Annotated in this window: 17 protein-coding genes; 7 read left to right on the top strand and 10 right to left on the bottom strand. The window is 33.5% G+C overall.

Annotation, left to right across the window (positions count from 1 at the left end; genetic code table 11):
* Nucleotides 1–130: 130 nt before the first annotated feature.
* From ACK4R1_RS09640 to ACK4R1_RS09615, 6 genes are all read right to left on the bottom strand, one after another.
* On the bottom strand, nucleotides 131–883 hold the full coding sequence (locus ACK4R1_RS09640) for a hypothetical protein (RefSeq protein WP_409686293.1): 753 nt from the start codon (nucleotides 881–883) through the stop codon (nucleotides 131–133).
* 132 nt (nucleotides 884–1,015) lie between these two features.
* A complete protein-coding gene (locus tag ACK4R1_RS09635) occupies nucleotides 1,016–1,192 on the bottom strand; it encodes a hypothetical protein (RefSeq protein WP_409686291.1) in 177 nt (58 codons plus the stop codon).
* The gene (locus tag ACK4R1_RS09630) at nucleotides 1,179–1,448 is read right to left on the bottom strand and encodes a hypothetical protein (protein WP_409686289.1); all 270 of its coding nucleotides are present in this window, start codon (nucleotides 1,446–1,448) and stop codon (nucleotides 1,179–1,181) included. The genes ACK4R1_RS09635 and ACK4R1_RS09630 overlap by 14 nt, the downstream gene beginning before the upstream one ends.
* Nucleotides 1,449–1,459: 11 nt before the next feature.
* A complete protein-coding gene (locus ACK4R1_RS09625; protein ID WP_409686287.1) occupies nucleotides 1,460–1,942 on the bottom strand; it encodes a hypothetical protein in 483 nt (160 codons plus the stop codon).
* A 12-nt stretch (nucleotides 1,943–1,954) separates the two neighbouring features.
* Nucleotides 1,955–2,350, bottom strand: a complete 396-nt coding sequence (locus tag ACK4R1_RS09620) for a DUF5675 family protein (protein ID WP_409686285.1) — start codon at nucleotides 2,348–2,350, stop codon at nucleotides 1,955–1,957.
* 51 nt (nucleotides 2,351–2,401) lie between these two features.
* Nucleotides 2,402–3,163 (bottom strand): hypothetical protein, encoded by a 762-nt coding sequence (locus ACK4R1_RS09615; protein ID WP_409686284.1) that lies wholly within the window; start codon nucleotides 3,161–3,163, stop codon nucleotides 2,402–2,404.
* Between the two features lie 605 nt (nucleotides 3,164–3,768).
* Between ACK4R1_RS09615 and ACK4R1_RS09610 the strand changes: the two genes are divergently transcribed.
* The 7 genes from ACK4R1_RS09610 to ACK4R1_RS09580 all read left to right on the top strand — a co-directional run bounded on the left by ACK4R1_RS09610 (nucleotide 3,769) and on the right by ACK4R1_RS09580 (nucleotide 12,235).
* Nucleotides 3,769–5,226, top strand: a complete 1,458-nt coding sequence (locus ACK4R1_RS09610) for a hypothetical protein (RefSeq protein WP_409686282.1) — start codon at nucleotides 3,769–3,771, stop codon at nucleotides 5,224–5,226.
* Nucleotides 5,227–5,233: 7 nt separating this feature from the next.
* Nucleotides 5,234–6,025, top strand: coding sequence for a caspase domain-containing protein (locus ACK4R1_RS09605; protein ID WP_409686281.1), 792 nt, complete (start codon nucleotides 5,234–5,236; stop codon nucleotides 6,023–6,025).
* Between the two features lie 11 nt (nucleotides 6,026–6,036).
* A complete protein-coding gene (locus ACK4R1_RS09600; protein ID WP_409686279.1) occupies nucleotides 6,037–7,779 on the top strand; it encodes a hypothetical protein in 1,743 nt (580 codons plus the stop codon).
* A gap of 751 nt (nucleotides 7,780–8,530) precedes the next feature.
* Nucleotides 8,531–9,427, top strand: a complete 897-nt coding sequence (locus ACK4R1_RS09595) for a MerR family transcriptional regulator (protein WP_409686277.1) — start codon at nucleotides 8,531–8,533, stop codon at nucleotides 9,425–9,427.
* Between the two features lie 50 nt (nucleotides 9,428–9,477).
* On the top strand, nucleotides 9,478–10,938 hold the full coding sequence (locus ACK4R1_RS09590) for a phytoene desaturase family protein (protein ID WP_409686276.1): 1,461 nt from the start codon (nucleotides 9,478–9,480) through the stop codon (nucleotides 10,936–10,938).
* A gap of 9 nt (nucleotides 10,939–10,947) precedes the next feature.
* Nucleotides 10,948–11,787 (top strand): phytoene/squalene synthase family protein, encoded by an 840-nt coding sequence (locus tag ACK4R1_RS09585; RefSeq protein ID WP_409686274.1) that lies wholly within the window; start codon nucleotides 10,948–10,950, stop codon nucleotides 11,785–11,787.
* A 4-nt stretch (nucleotides 11,788–11,791) separates the two neighbouring features.
* Nucleotides 11,792–12,235 carry a sterol desaturase family protein gene (locus tag ACK4R1_RS09580; RefSeq protein ID WP_409686272.1) on the top strand — a complete coding sequence of 148 codons (444 nt, stop codon included), beginning with the start codon at nucleotides 11,792–11,794 and terminating at the stop codon, nucleotides 12,233–12,235.
* Between the two features lie 55 nt (nucleotides 12,236–12,290).
* Here the strand turns inward: ACK4R1_RS09580 and ACK4R1_RS09575 are convergent, their stop codons facing one another.
* From ACK4R1_RS09575 to ACK4R1_RS09560, 4 genes are read right to left on the bottom strand one after another with little or no spacing between them, the layout of a single operon-like run.
* Complete coding sequence (locus tag ACK4R1_RS09575) at nucleotides 12,291–12,827, bottom strand: DUF4252 domain-containing protein (RefSeq protein ID WP_409686270.1); 537 nt, start codon at nucleotides 12,825–12,827, stop codon at nucleotides 12,291–12,293.
* Between the two features lie 6 nt (nucleotides 12,828–12,833).
* Nucleotides 12,834–13,364, bottom strand: a complete 531-nt coding sequence (locus ACK4R1_RS09570; protein WP_409686268.1) for a DUF4252 domain-containing protein — start codon at nucleotides 13,362–13,364, stop codon at nucleotides 12,834–12,836.
* A gap of 14 nt (nucleotides 13,365–13,378) precedes the next feature.
* Nucleotides 13,379–13,825, bottom strand: coding sequence for a hypothetical protein (locus tag ACK4R1_RS09565; protein ID WP_409686266.1), 447 nt, complete (start codon nucleotides 13,823–13,825; stop codon nucleotides 13,379–13,381).
* Nucleotides 13,812–14,321 (bottom strand): RNA polymerase sigma factor, encoded by a 510-nt coding sequence (locus ACK4R1_RS09560; protein WP_409686264.1) that lies wholly within the window; start codon nucleotides 14,319–14,321, stop codon nucleotides 13,812–13,814. The genes ACK4R1_RS09565 and ACK4R1_RS09560 overlap by 14 nt, the downstream gene beginning before the upstream one ends.
* Nucleotides 14,322–14,412 lie beyond the last annotated feature (91 nt).

Below are 14,412 nucleotides of genomic sequence, written 5' to 3'. Positions count from 1 at the left end.
TTTTGGTGTTTCGATAGCTTGAATAAAGCTATTGATTGTGCTAAATATCATGGTCTATATTCCAGTTACACTGAAGTTGTAATTGAGGAAATTACATTAAACCAGTGCGTCGAAAATACATATTGTTGATTCATAAAAAATTTGATTTTAGTACATCATATAAAAATGCAAGCACTAATGGAATTACTATTGTCAAAAAAATCAGTTCTGCTTTTTTCCTGTTCTCCTCTGGCTTCTGTAGATAGTTTGGTCCCGTTTGCAATTCAACAGTTGGCCACACAGACTTTACATAATTGGAAAGTTTCGTAAGCAAAATTGCTGATAAGATTGGAGCTCCCAAGATTGACAATATGGGAAACCACGAATTAGCGGAACTATGATTTATTAGATCTGATGTAAATCTAAAATAAACAATGTTAAAAAGAATCCATACCATGAATATTAAATATCCACTGTTATTGAATTTTGGTTGATCTTCTGATAAGGAAATTATTTCGGATAACCGTGTCAATATACCGTTTACCCAATTAGGATAATCACCACTAACTAAAATAAAATTTTCTAAGTTTTCGTTGTTTTGAGAATGCACTATTTGAATTTCAATATTTTTTGAATTATCTAGAGTATAAAAGTGCATTGTAATTTTTCTAACAACTCTATTTTCAATAATTTGATTTTCATCAAATATTGTATGCGACTGACTTTCAAATGAAGTATTATCAGTGGCATCTACTGAATACATAACATAATAGGAATAATTATTATCATTTTGCAGTTCTTTAATTTCATTTTCGATGATTTCTGAAAATGACCGAATGGTGATCGGTGTAATTCTTTTATAACCAAAAGCTAACCTTCTTTTTTCCCTAATTATATTTCTCATATAGATGATTTAAAACAAATATAGGAATTTTACTGTATCCAATGACAAATAAAAAAGCCAGGTCTCACGACTTGGCTTTTCATTTTGTTTAACCTAAACCCCGATAACCATCGGGGCACAACAAAGGTTAAACTATTTTTTGTGCTTCTTAATAATCCTTTTGAGTACTAATGAAATGGTAAAACTTACAACTGCACCGATAGCAGCTAGTAAAACAGTTCTCAAAACATCTGCCGAATTAATATTTGGAATCACACTTAAAAATGTGCCTCCGGCTGTACCCATCAAAGTGGGATTATTTGCGCTCATGGTTATCCTGAGCTTGCCTGTCCTTAGCGCTGTCGAAGGGTCGAGTGACCTCGTCCTCTTTAATCGTCAATTGACTGACCGCTGATGCAACACCTCCGGCAACAACTAAATAACCACCTAAGGTAGTCATAACAACCGGTAGCGCAATTGGTGCTGCCAATATACTTCCGCCAACTCCGGCGAGCACCAATCCAATATTTCGAAGCACCTTGAAAAATTTCGGAGTGGGAGCAGTTACTCTCTTGCTAATATTCATGACCTCAAATATTAGACATGAATAGGCAAACTAAATCCGGAGAACCCCAAACCAACATCTGCTGAATAATTGTTATTCGATAGTGGTTTTGTTGAGGGTTCCAAATTAAATAATACAACTCCATTAGTTATGAGTACTGGACCAGAACCTTTTTTTCCACCAATTACAACCAATTTTGTAATCGGAGAGAGTTCAGGCTGTCTAATCCTCATTTCTGAGAATGGTGTTGGAGATGCCGAACCTTTGCCTCCTATATCACTAATTGAAAACTCTCCTCCGGTACTTCTTCCGCCTATGTCAACAAAAAAAATCTTTCCGCTGAACGTCAAATTTGTAAAATTGGTATACGGTCCTGGGTCTGGGGTCTTCTTCCCTCCAATTGGACTAATAATTACATTGGGTTGACTCGTTTGAGCTGTCCCAACAAAGCTGCCAAATGCAGCAAATAAAAGAAACAGTAATAGTTTCACATTTTTAAAAAAATTTGTTTTCATGATTTAAAAAATTTAAGATTTGATGATGATTAAAACTCGTTGCTTTTCATCCAAAGCTTTATAAACAATAGTTTTAAGCTTGGTAAAAGCTTTTCGGGACATTATTCCTAAACCGGCTCCCGAAATCTTTGTTACCGGTGCGATACAGACGTTAAGTTCTTTGAGGGCATTATTGGCCGGGTGAAGCAGAATAAAACTTCTGCTTATTACTTCAATGATTTCCAAATGCCATTTAAACTTTTTGCTGTAGCGCTTTCTTATAAAATATTTCCCCTCAGGAATGCAGGAAACCTTCGTTTCGTTATTCTTCCAAGGCAATTCAATCGTGTTGCAAATCAATTTGCCATCGCATTCGAGTTTGCCATTAGTTCCTTCAGGGAAATAAGTTCTGGTAAGGACTAAAACCATTTTTTACAGTTTTTTATAGTACTGTCCCGAAACTTCGGGAGTCAAAGTCCGTTACACGCCGCTATCAACTTTAACAAGCGACAATGGGTTGTATGCACCATTTTTAAGTGAGTACATTTGACCATTAACTTCTTGGTAAAACTCAATTCCTAAGACAAGGAATAATGGTTTAGTACTAGCAGCAGTAACCTGATTGGTTTGTGCAATCGCAACTGTCGCAACAGCATCCCATGGTAAAATGGCTGTTTCAGAATGTTGCTCAATAAAGGTTTCTGCTTCAAAGTCAATTTCCGTACCTGCAGAAATAATTTTATAATGCGTAGTCCCTGTTGGAGCCGCAATCATATTAACAGGAACAAACGACGGTATATCCACAGTCATTTCACCACTAACACGGTCTATCGCAGTTGTGTACGGAGCATAAAAACTTGTACCAAGCTTACCTCTGATATTGAACTCAAAGCCCAACAACAATTCGGCTTCACCATCTATCACGTTTCTTAAACCACGCTCACTAGTCATGTCTGCCTGAATAACTTTGTACATCGCCTTATGAAGTCTACTTGTCAATCTACCATCAGCAGAATTTAATAGCAAAGCTCTCAACGCAGTTCTAAGTACTTTTCCGGCCTTCCCAGCCCTTCCAAACTCCGAACCGTTTTCACGTGTTCTTTGAAACGCAGGATCATTCATAATCCTACTTTTTTCGATACCTCCTTTCTCGCGAGCAAGATGCCCGTCTTGAGAAGTCTTGTAAAAGGTAATACCTCCGATAGTACCTTTTAATTTAATTATGCTTTTCTGTCTAGCCATAATCTTTACAATTTTTGATTAATACTCATTTTCACATTTCACTTTCATTTCGATAATCGTTGCAACTAAATCTCAATGATTTGATCAAAGATTCAGATATTAAAAAGACATTTCAAACACTCGGTTTACTAAAGCAATTAAAAACATACATAATCGTCTATTTTCACATAATAAATTATCCCTTAAAATCAGAATAGAAGGTTTTTTTATTAAAAAATTCACATAGCGTATTCTTACCATAGAACTTAAATTTTCTAATAAAAAAAGCTTTATGAGGCATTTTAGTAAAATAAACATTGATATTGTGTAAGTAATTATCTATAAAACAATTGCTTTGTTGAAGTTTTTATTGAAAAAACATCAGTATTGGTTTATGAATGCTTATATTTTTTTAAATTTATACAACTAGCTATAAGAAGCAATACCACTTCAGCTTTTTGGCGAGTCATTTTTTTTTGGTCAAGTTAATTTTGAATTTTATTGATATTCATCGCTTGAACATTAAAACTTTAGTAATTCTATTTATACTTTTTCTGAAGCCATTCATAGATATTTTGCTACGCAACGAAAGTTTTAAAAATTAAACAGATAAATAAAAAGAAATTATGAGAAATCTTGTAGACAAAGACTACATAATTAATGTAGGTCCTCACGGAACTTTCAGTAAGTCCGGAAAATATCAAACTTTACCTAAAGATATCGATGCTATGTTTGAACGCTATGAAAATAATGCTTCTAGGAAAATTGCTCTCTATTTCCACGGAGGATTAGTAAATGAACAAAGTGGTTTAGATTGTGCTCGCAAAATCGGACCACTAATTGCAGAAGTTGATGTTGAACCTGTTTGTTTTGTTTGGGAAACAGGTTTAGTCGAGACTATTTCTACAAATCTTCAAAAAATATCTGAAACCAAACTTTTCAATAAATTGTTAAAAGTACTTCTCAAAAAAGTTACCCAAAAAATGGGATATGACACTCCAACAGGAAGGGGAATAGCAGGAAAGGAACTTTCCTATGATGAAATTGAAATTGAACTTTCAAAACCTAACCCTTTTAAAGCCTATAGCCGCTCTGCTGAGCCTAATGAAGCACGTAGTGCAATTAATATTGAATCACTCGCAGGACAAGGACCATTTTTGAATGCTGAACTTGAACGTGAATTCAGAATTTTGATTGAGAATGATCAAGAATTTGTGTTAGCGATTTCACAAACAAAATTAACAACAAACGCGAATGGAAACAGTACGGGCGCACGTGGTTTTATAAGTGTAGGTGTATTTCTAGTTCACGTGACAAAAATTGCCATAAGAATAATTACAAGATTTATACAAAAGAAAGACCATGATCTCTACCCAACAATCGTAGAGGAAATTTTACGTGAATTCTATATCGCTGAGGTTGGTGCTTGGGTCTGGAAATCGATGAAAGATAAATCATCAGACATGTGGCAAAGTAATGCGGGCAGAATAGGTCTGAACCAATTTGCCGGAAGATATTTTTTAGAAAAACTTGCTGCTTACAAATTGCTTTATCCAGAAACAGAAGTTAATATTATTGGACATAGCGCAGGTTCCATCGCTACCTGTAATTTATTAAAATATACTGCTCAACTTGAAAATAGTTTTTCTGCCAATCATATAATTTTTATGGCTCCCGCATGTCGGATAGAATTATTTAAAAAAGAAATACTAGATAATATTTCTAGATATAGAGACATCAGAATATTTACAATGAATGATAAAACAGAATGTGATGATGTTTTAGTGCCCTACTTTTATACTCATTCTCTATTATACCTAATATCAGGGATATTAGAAGATGAGGGTGATTCCTATGACGCCAATATTTTGGGACTAGAGCGTCATATTGGATATATATTACCATATAATACACCCAATTTAAAAGAAGTACACACTTATATTTATGCGGCTGGTGAAAACCGCATATGTTTTTCAGTCACGCCTCAAGGAACTGCAAATGGATTATCAACTGAAAGCACTTCTCATGGTGGATTTGACGATGACTCGGCAACACTTAAAAGTATTCAAGCAATTATTAAATAGATGACGTATGGCAAATTATGCAATAATTATCGGAATAAATAATTATACCAAACCTGAAGATGCAGGATTGAAAGAATTACAAGGTGCAATCCGAGACGCTAAAGAAATCTATACTTGGATGATTAATAAAGGGGATGTCAAAAAAAGTAATTGCTACTTAATATTATCAACCGATGCACTGTATCCTATTAAAAATGATGTAGATAATGCAATTACAGAAATTACAAAGGCTGTAATTAGAGATGATGACAGCGATGCTGATAGATTTTATTTTTATTTTGCTGGTCATGGACTTGGTGTTGAATTGGACAAAGAAAACAATGGTATGTGCATGGCAAATTGGAGTGAATACCAAAAAGATTCTGCTGCTTTGTCTACAACAGATTACAAGAAAAAATTTCTTAATGAGGGTTTATTTAAAGAAATTGTAATGTGGATGGATTGCTGTCGGAATACAAAAATGTACTTTAATCCACATGGTGCTCCAAGCAGAACACCATTGGGTCAAAATACAGACCCTTTATTTTTTACAGCTTTTGCAACAAATTATCAAAATCAAGCATTCGAAGCAACGGTAGAAACAGCTAGTGGTAAGGAAACTAGAGGTGTCTTTACCACAGTACTGCTTAAAGGGTTGTATGGTGATGCAAGCGAAAATGGGGTAGACATAACAGCAAGAGATATGTGTGATTACCTTGCATACCATGTTCCAATTAAAGCACAAGAAGCAGGTTATACTCAAATACCTGATCCATTGACAAACGAAACTAAGCATAAAAAAATAATTTTTAAAATATAAATCGAATTGTCATGCAACAACAACAAATAAGACAAACAATTTTAACTGCTTCTTCTAATTTACCTAATAAATCACATCTATACAATAAATCTGGTTTTACCTTAACTATTCACTTATCGGGTGTTTACAGCCATATAACAAACATCTGGATATTTAGTGATAAGTTAAAAGTAGTTTCAAAACCAGGAGATGAAAAGATACAAGGTGATACAAGGATATATGTTCTATTAGAAGGACACTATATAATAAGAATAGAAATCAATAGTCAGATAACTGATAATAAAATTATAATTCAAAACGATTATACTTGTAGTGTTGGTCAATTTTCACCTTACATAAAACAACTTGAAAGTCCAATATTATATTCTTCCGCTCTACTCGGCGGAGAGATTCCCTATGGTTCTTCACATGAATACTACACAAATCCTGCCGTAGAAATCAGTAAAAAAATGAAAAACAATTTAAGCAGCGTGTTAAATTCAGGTCTATTTATTTTCTTAAGATATCCTGATGAAGAAGTTTTTCGAGAAAAATTTAATGAACAATCATATTGGGACTGTTTTTCACTTCTCAATGATGTGGGAAAAAGCATTTTAAACTTTCCTGATTTTTGTATAAATGACAAAATAAACCAAAATTATAATTACCACCGTAATTCAGACTACATTGGGTTAAGTGAACATCTAGAGCCCGGGTTATATTTTTTAAAATACGAGAAGAGTGGTGGTGATTCAAGACTAACTCCAATTTACATCTATGAAGGTTGGTATACACAATTATTTATGACTGTTGGTCAAGAGCCACTGTTTGGTTCTATTAGAGTTTTTATTTCTCGCACTTCCACTTTTAATCCAATGGATAGAAATAATTATTATATTGACATATGTTTAGATAAGTTACAAAATAATGATTACTCACTTGATTCTGAACTATTGCGAAACATTGCATATGGAAAATATGAATCACCAATGTTAGGATTATTAGGGGCTTATATTTACTTAAGCAGCAAAGAAACTAAAGAGGATCATTTATTCAAAGCTATAGTGTATAACCTCCAAAATAAGATATTAAAAACCCGAAATGAATCACCTGATATTTGGGCATTAAATCTCTTAAGCTATCAGCATTTCGGAAAAACTATTTCAAATGACGAGAAAATTAGAGTTCCAGGCACACCTATGTTAAGAGTAGCTTTTGAAGCAATAAAAAAAGCAGCTTCAACTTATTCATTTTTAATTGCAGAAAACAGTCTAAACGACCATGTCTCTGAAAATCAAATTTTCGATTCACCTTATAACACATTTAAACCAATATCTTCATTTCAATCAGAGTTAGAGTTTAACACAGAATACGATAATCAAAATTCTTTAATAAATGAAACTGAAAATGTATTTGAAGAAAACTATGCGCATTTTGACGGGGAATCTGATGCAGTAGCTGACTCCTCAAATGACACAAGCAATTTCAACCCTGCATTTGAAAATAAATCTTTATCTCTCCAAAATGCACTTGATCATGAAAACATATTAATTCACATGATTCCAAAAATTAAACCATCAAACTTAGAAAGTAAAAACAAGAATCCTAAGCAGATAAAGTCTAAAAAATGGGAACCGTCAGAAATAGGCCCAATTGGCTGTGCGATTATTTCAGTTTATTCTAACAATAAACAAATTTCTAATGAGATGATAGCAAAACAATTAAATCTGCCGATAAGTACAATTAATCGTATCAGAACGAAATTTAACATCTAAAATTATATAAATTTGTAACTTACATTAAGCTAGCTATAGCCTAGTCAAAGGCATAGATAAAGTATTAAATAGATAAGAAGTGATACCAAGCAGCACAAGGGTATGTATATATCCAAAAGACGTGCAGCGCATCATGGGAAAAGAATATGCTCAGGCAAGATTATATTTATTGAAGATAAAAAAGCATCTAAATAAAGAGCCTCACCAGTTAATCTCAATACAAGAATTCTGCGAGTATACAGGACTTAAAATAGAGCATGTAGTACGCTGTATAGTTGGATAAATTTTAAACAGCTTAAAAGACTGCTAAATCACTGAAAACTATAGAAACTAGTTCAATTATTAGCCTAATTATTTATTGTTATCCTTTGTAATATAAAATAAATTGTATATTTTTATAATATCAAAAAAGCATAAAACGAATTAATCTGATAGGGGTAAAATTAGGGGTACATCAAAAATATGACACTGTGAAGCCTTTAATATTAAGGTATTCAAAATAAAGTTCGAATCCCATCGTGGTCACGGATAAATAAAAGCAGCAAATAAAAATTCCAAGTTTACTTGAGTATTTTTATTTGCTGTTTTTATTTTCAAAGCGGAGCTTTGTGGGAAAAACGAAATTACTCCAATCGTGGTCACATTAAAAGAGTAAATTCTATTGAGTTTGCTCTTTTTTTTAAAGTTTATTTCCAAAAAAGCCATTCGTAAAGTTATTTTATTAATTTTGTTTAACTAATTCAAACAAAAGATGAACAACGTTAAGAGTGTTTTTAGCATTAAGGACTTAGAAAACCTTTCCGGAATCAAAGCCCACACGATTAGAATTTGGGAAAAAAGGTATAGCATACTCGAACCTATGCGTACTGAAACGAATATAAGGCTTTATGATTTGAACAACTTACAAAAGCTTCTAAACATTACTTTGTTGCACAACTACGGTTATAAAATCTCAAAAATATCTAAGCTTTCTAGCGAAAGAATTCCGCAATTGGTTAATGAAATCATTTCTGAGAAAAGCGCAAAACACCACGCAATTAGCTCGTTTAAAATGGCAATGATGAATTTTGACCAAGCCCTTTTCTTTGCAACCTATAATAAATTACTCTCCGAAAAATCGTTCAGAGAAACTTTTTATGACGTATTTATTCCTTTAATTCAGGAAATAGGATTGCTTTGGCAAACCGATACCATTACGCCGGCGCATGAACATTTTATTTCCTATCTCATCAAACAAAAATTATTGACAAATACCGAGAAAGTTCAAACCCTTGAGCCAACGAAATCGGATAGGGTTTTTGTATTATACCTTCCAATGAATGAAATCCACGAACTAGGATTAATGTACTTAAACTATGAAATTTTAAATTTAGGCTATAAAACCATATATTTGGGTGAAAGTGTTCCGATTGACAGTTTGAAAGACATGAAAAAGCACTTTGACAACATCACATACATATGCTATATGACGGTTGAACCCAACAAATCAGAAGTCAACAATTATATTAAATCCTTAAAACAAGATGTTTTGGACGAATCTTCGAGTTTATGGCTCATTGGAAGAATGATTGAAAATATTGATACAAAAATATTGAGCGAAAAAACAACTACATTTAGCTCAATCAAAGAATTAGTTGAATTTATATAAAGAAATCTTTTTTTATTGTTTAACTTTTTAATACTTTTGTTAAACAAAATATGAAAAAAGAAATTAAAATAATCGGTTCCGGATTTTCGTCATTAGCAGCGGCAAGCTATTTAGCCCAACAAGGTCATAGTGTTACTGTTTATGAAAAAAATGCTACTATTGGCGGTAGGGCTCGTCAACTCAAAAAAAATGGTTTTACCTTTGATATTGGTCCAACATGGTATTGGATGCCCGACGTTTTTGAAAGATTCTTTGCTGATTTTGGAAAAAAACCTTCCGAATATTATGACTTAATCAAGCTTTCTCCTGCTTATCAGGTTTATTTTGGGGTAAAAGATTTTATAACCATTGCTGACAATCTCCCTGAAATTATTGAAACCTTTGAATCAATTGAAAAAGGAAGCGGGCAAAAACTAACGTCCTTTATCAAAGAAGCTCAAAGTAATTATGACATCGCCATTAAAGATTTGGTCTATCGTCCGGGCGTTTCTCCTTTAGAATTAGTCACTTTAGAAACAGCCAAAAAGGTCAATCAATTTTTTGGTAATATTTCTAAAGACATTCGAAAACGATTTAACAATACCAAGTTAATCCAAATCCTTGAATTTCCCGTACTTTTCCTTGGAGCCAAACCTTCAGATACACCATCCTTTTACAGTTTTATGAACTTTGCCGATTTTGGTTTAGGTACTTGGCATCCAAAAAACGGTATGTATAGTGTGATTTTAGCCATGGAAAAGTTAGCCCTAGAACTCGGTGTAGTCATCCACACGAATGCTAATATTGAAAAAATTCTAGTTGAAAACGGTTCGGCTAATGCTATAGTAGTAAACGGAGAAATTGTAAAAGGGGACATCATTTTGAGTGGCGCTGATTACCATCATTCAGAAACTTTATTAGAGGAAAAATACCGAGCCTATTCTGAAAAATATTGGGACAAAAGAACTTTTGCCCCTTCTTCACTCCTATTTTATGTAGGTTTTGATCAAAAGATAGAAAATGTAGAGCACCATTCTTTGTTTTTTGATGTGGATTTTGATGTACATGCGGAAGCTATTTATGACACTCCAAAATGGCCCAAAGAGCCCTTATTCTATGCGAGTTTTCCATCCAAAACAGATGCGAATACTGCACCTGAAGGAAAAGAAGCCGGTATTTTTTTAATTCCGATTGCACCGGGAATTGAAGATACTCCTGAAATAAGAGAGCTGTATTTTGAAAAAATTATTACTCGCTTTGAAAAGTTGACACAACAAAAAGTAAAAAATAATGTTATCTTTAAAGAATCGTTTTGCGTGAATGACTTCATTAAAGACTATAATTCGTATAAAGGGAATGCCTATGGGTTAGCCAACACCCTATTGCAAACCGCTTTTTTAAGACCCAAATTGAAAAGTAAAAAAGTAAAAAATCTCTATTTTACAGGACAATTAACAGTTCCCGGACCAGGTGTGCCACCGTCACTGATTTCCGGAAAACTCGTTGCAGAACTCATTGCAAAAAATCTATAATTAATAAATATGAAATCAATTTTTGACACCGTATCTTTCGATTGCAGTAAAAATGTGACCCAATCTTACAGCACCTCTTTTTCAGCGGCCGTGAAGATGTTGGCGCCGAGCATCCGTCAGGATATTTATAATATTTATGGATTTGTTCGCTTTGCTGATGAAATTGTAGACACTTTCCACGATTACAACAAAGAAATGCTTTTTGAACTGTTTGAAAAGGATTTAAAGAATGCTTTGGAAAATAAAATCAGTCTGAATCCGGTGTTAAATTCTTTTCAACATACCGTTCACAAATACGACATCCCGCATTCTATGATTGCGGCTTTCATGAAAAGTATGAGACTGGATTTACACAAAACGGTATATCAAACTTATGACGAATACAGCGAATACATTTATGGTTCTGCCGACGTAGTGGGATTGATGTGTCTGAAAGTATTTGTCAAAGGCGATGAAAAAAAGTTTACTGAACTCGAACATTCAGCTATGCGACTAGGTTCCGCATTTCAAAAAGTAAATTTTCTTCGCGACTTAAAAGCTGACTACGAAGATTTAAATCGGACTTATTTTCCGAATACCGATTTATCAAAACTGGATGAACATTCCAAAAATGAAATCATCAAAGAAATCGAAGCCGATTTTCAAGCAGGTTTTGAAGGAATTTTAAAATTGCCAATGGAAGCCAAATTTGGTGTTTATACCGCTTATGTTTATTACAAAAAACTTTTATCTAAGTTAAAAAAAACACCATCGACAGAAATCAAAAATACTCGAATACGAGTACCTGATTATGAAAAATTTGGGCTGTTGGCACGTTGCTATGTCAATTATCGTTTAAATTTATTATAAGATTATGTTATTACACATTATAGTTTTTATTGTCACATTTTGTATTATGGAATTTATGGCTTGGTTTAGTCACAAATACATCATGCATGGTTTTCTGTGGAATTTACATGCTGATCACCATAAAAAAGACCATGATTCTTGGTTTGAGCGCAATGATGCTTTCTTTATTTTTTATGCAGTGGTTAGCATTGGTTTCTTTTTGCTTTGGCAAAACAACATTCTTGAAATTGGTTTGGCCATTGGATTAGGAATTTTCGCTTATGGATTGGCTTACTTTACTGTTCATGACATCTTTATTCACCAAAGATTTAAATTGTTTCGAAACGCAAATAATCGTTATGCTAAAGCCGTGAGAAGAGCTCACAAAATGCATCACAAACACTTGGGAAAAGAACATGGCGAATGCTTTGGAATGCTGGTTGTTCCTTTTAAATATTTTAAAAAATAAAAGGCGGGATAAATCCCGCCTCAAATCAAAAATCCCGAGTTAATCGGGATTTTATTTATTTTTTGATTAAACCTTCTAAAGGCTTTAATTGATCCATATCAATGTTGGCCGATTGCAAGATGGAAATCATGTTCATGATATTGTTTGGATTCATGTCATTTCCCAAAATTCTCACTACTGCAAACCCATTATCTTCTTTTTTGCCAAATAAAATAAACTCGTCTATATTATCTTCGTCACCAACAAAACTAACCGAAGCACCATCTTTACCTGAACCGACTTTCATTAATTGTTGGTACTTTTTTCCTTTCAGTATTTGCGTAAGCTTATTACTTTCTGCTTCAAATTGCGCTTTGTTATTCTCGTCTAATTTAAAAGCCAAAATGTTCATTTTATCAAAAGAAGCTAAAGCGGTTTTTTGCTCAGAAGTTAATTTGGTTTTGTCAACATTAATAATATTAGGTGACAAATCAAGAGCTACAAAATCTTTGTCCTCTGATTTCTCAACAAAATACTTTTGCAGACTTGGTTCACTACTACAACTCGACAATAACAGTGAAGCCAAAGTGGCGATGAAATAAATAAGTTTCATGTCTTGCTATTTTTTTCCTTTTGACCCTTTAGATGCTTTTTTTAAATCTTCTCCACCCGGTAAACTCATTTTATCGGTTAAAACTGAAAGTTCATTCAGGTCAAAATCTCCTGTCAACGACATCAAAACAGTTTCTTCTTTGCCACTGCCTTCTACAAACATCAACAATTCTTTCACTTGAGAATCAGTTGCACCGGATTTTACATAAATTTTTACGCTTTTCCCTTTTTCGTTAACACGCATTAATTCTTCTAAAACAGACGTTTTAATGTATTTGTCAGAAGTTAATTTCATCTCATTAGCATATTTAGTATTAGTCGTTACAAATACTTTCAGGTTGTCTAATTTCTTAATCAAATTAACATACTGTTGGGTTTCTTTGTCTTCTACTTTCATTTTGCTCAATAACGAAAACATTTTTTTGTTTACGATTACTGTTGTGATTTCTTCTGGACCATCAAATTTGTCAAAGACGGACTGTGCAAAAAAGGTGTTCGTTGATAATATTGCCACTAAGGCTAAGATTAATTTTCTCATGATTTCTTGATTTTTTATTTAAAAATTTTGTTTTTTGATTGTTCGTATTCATTTAAATATTCCATACTCTCTATGCCTTTATTTACACTTCGAGAAATTAAAGCCAAAGCCTTTTGTGTTTCTCGGAAAGCGACTTCCGGATCATCATAAGTCCCTAAATCTTCTGAAACAGGATGATTATAATGATTAAAAGTAAACAAACCCACACTCAAAAAAACCGCCACAGACGCTGCAACTGATAACCAAACTACGCTTGAGCGTTTATTCGTTTTTAATGGAATAGTTGCGGTAAACTGTTCTTGTTTTGCTTGAGTAGCATAACCAAATATAGGCTTGTATTGTTCCAGGTGCTGCGTAACATCTGAAGAAGCAAAATAGTCTTTCAACTCTTTTTCTTCGGCTATACTCGTTTCTGCTTCGAAGTATTTTTCCAGTAATTTTTCTATTTTATCCAATGCCATAATGATGTGTTTTTATCATTTTTTCTCTTATCGTTTTTCTTGCTCTTGATAAAGCCGTGCGAATAGCCGACTCATTCATGTCTAATATCTTGCCGATTTCTTCAAACTCCATTTCTTCAATGTCACGCATTTGGACAATCAATTTTTGTTGTTCGGGCAAGTCGTTCATTATTTTTTCTACCCAATTCCAAGTGTCACGGTCTTCTACTTTTTGTTGTAAACCCGCTTCCCTGTCGGTGAAGTTGTTGTGTACAATCTTCATGTTGCTGGCACGCTTCGATTTTAGTTGGTCCAAACAATAATTTTTGGTCATGGTCATTGCCACGGCTTCCACACTTTTATATTCATCCAAACTTTCATTCTTGTTCCACAATTTCACCAAAACTTCCTGAGTGGCATCTTCTGCTTCTTCAGTACTAACGAGCAATCGCTTCGCCATTCGAAAGACTTTATCCTTAAACGGATTCACGAGTAGCATAAACTCATTTTGGTTCATTGAAACTATCCTTGGTTAGTAGTTATAAAGTCCAGACGACCCATCCTTTTATTTGTTACAAACAAATTTCTATTATTAATCTAAACTTAGT

Source organism: Flavobacterium sp., assembly GCF_046293665.1.
Classification (GTDB): Bacteria; Bacteroidota; Bacteroidia; order Flavobacteriales; family Flavobacteriaceae; genus Flavobacterium.
The sequence above is the reverse complement of the archived record's forward strand: the minus strand, read 5'-3'. Positions and strand labels throughout refer to the sequence as shown.

What these genes read in the sequence shown, in the direction of transcription:
- ACK4R1_RS09640 (WP_409686293.1), bottom strand. Translation starts at nt 883, where the DNA reads ATGAGAAATATAATTAGGGAAAAAAGAAGGTTAGCTTTTGGTTATAAA.
- ACK4R1_RS09635 (WP_409686291.1), bottom strand. Translation starts at nt 1,192, where the DNA reads ATGAGCGCAAATAATCCCACTTTGATGGGTACAGCCGGAGGCACATTT.
- ACK4R1_RS09630 (WP_409686289.1), bottom strand. Translation starts at nt 1,448, where the DNA reads ATGAATATTAGCAAGAGAGTAACTGCTCCCACTCCGAAATTTTTCAAG.
- ACK4R1_RS09625 (WP_409686287.1), bottom strand. Translation starts at nt 1,942, where the DNA reads ATGAAAACAAATTTTTTTAAAAATGTGAAACTATTACTGTTTCTTTTA.
- ACK4R1_RS09620 (WP_409686285.1), bottom strand. Translation starts at nt 2,350, where the DNA reads ATGGTTTTAGTCCTTACCAGAACTTATTTCCCTGAAGGAACTAATGGC.
- ACK4R1_RS09615 (WP_409686284.1), bottom strand. Translation starts at nt 3,163, where the DNA reads ATGGCTAGACAGAAAAGCATAATTAAATTAAAAGGTACTATCGGAGGT.
- ACK4R1_RS09610 (WP_409686282.1), top strand. Translation starts at nt 3,769, where the DNA reads ATGAGAAATCTTGTAGACAAAGACTACATAATTAATGTAGGTCCTCAC.
- ACK4R1_RS09605 (WP_409686281.1), top strand. Translation starts at nt 5,234, where the DNA reads ATGGCAAATTATGCAATAATTATCGGAATAAATAATTATACCAAACCT.
- ACK4R1_RS09600 (WP_409686279.1), top strand. Translation starts at nt 6,037, where the DNA reads ATGCAACAACAACAAATAAGACAAACAATTTTAACTGCTTCTTCTAAT.
- ACK4R1_RS09595 (WP_409686277.1), top strand. Translation starts at nt 8,531, where the DNA reads ATGAACAACGTTAAGAGTGTTTTTAGCATTAAGGACTTAGAAAACCTT.
- ACK4R1_RS09590 (WP_409686276.1), top strand. Translation starts at nt 9,478, where the DNA reads ATGAAAAAAGAAATTAAAATAATCGGTTCCGGATTTTCGTCATTAGCA.
- ACK4R1_RS09585 (WP_409686274.1), top strand. Translation starts at nt 10,948, where the DNA reads ATGAAATCAATTTTTGACACCGTATCTTTCGATTGCAGTAAAAATGTG.
- ACK4R1_RS09580 (WP_409686272.1), top strand. Translation starts at nt 11,792, where the DNA reads ATGTTATTACACATTATAGTTTTTATTGTCACATTTTGTATTATGGAA.
- ACK4R1_RS09575 (WP_409686270.1), bottom strand. Translation starts at nt 12,827, where the DNA reads ATGAAACTTATTTATTTCATCGCCACTTTGGCTTCACTGTTATTGTCG.
- ACK4R1_RS09570 (WP_409686268.1), bottom strand. Translation starts at nt 13,364, where the DNA reads ATGAGAAAATTAATCTTAGCCTTAGTGGCAATATTATCAACGAACACC.
- ACK4R1_RS09565 (WP_409686266.1), bottom strand. Translation starts at nt 13,825, where the DNA reads ATGGCATTGGATAAAATAGAAAAATTACTGGAAAAATACTTCGAAGCA.
- ACK4R1_RS09560 (WP_409686264.1), bottom strand. Translation starts at nt 14,321, where the DNA reads ATGAACCAAAATGAGTTTATGCTACTCGTGAATCCGTTTAAGGATAAA.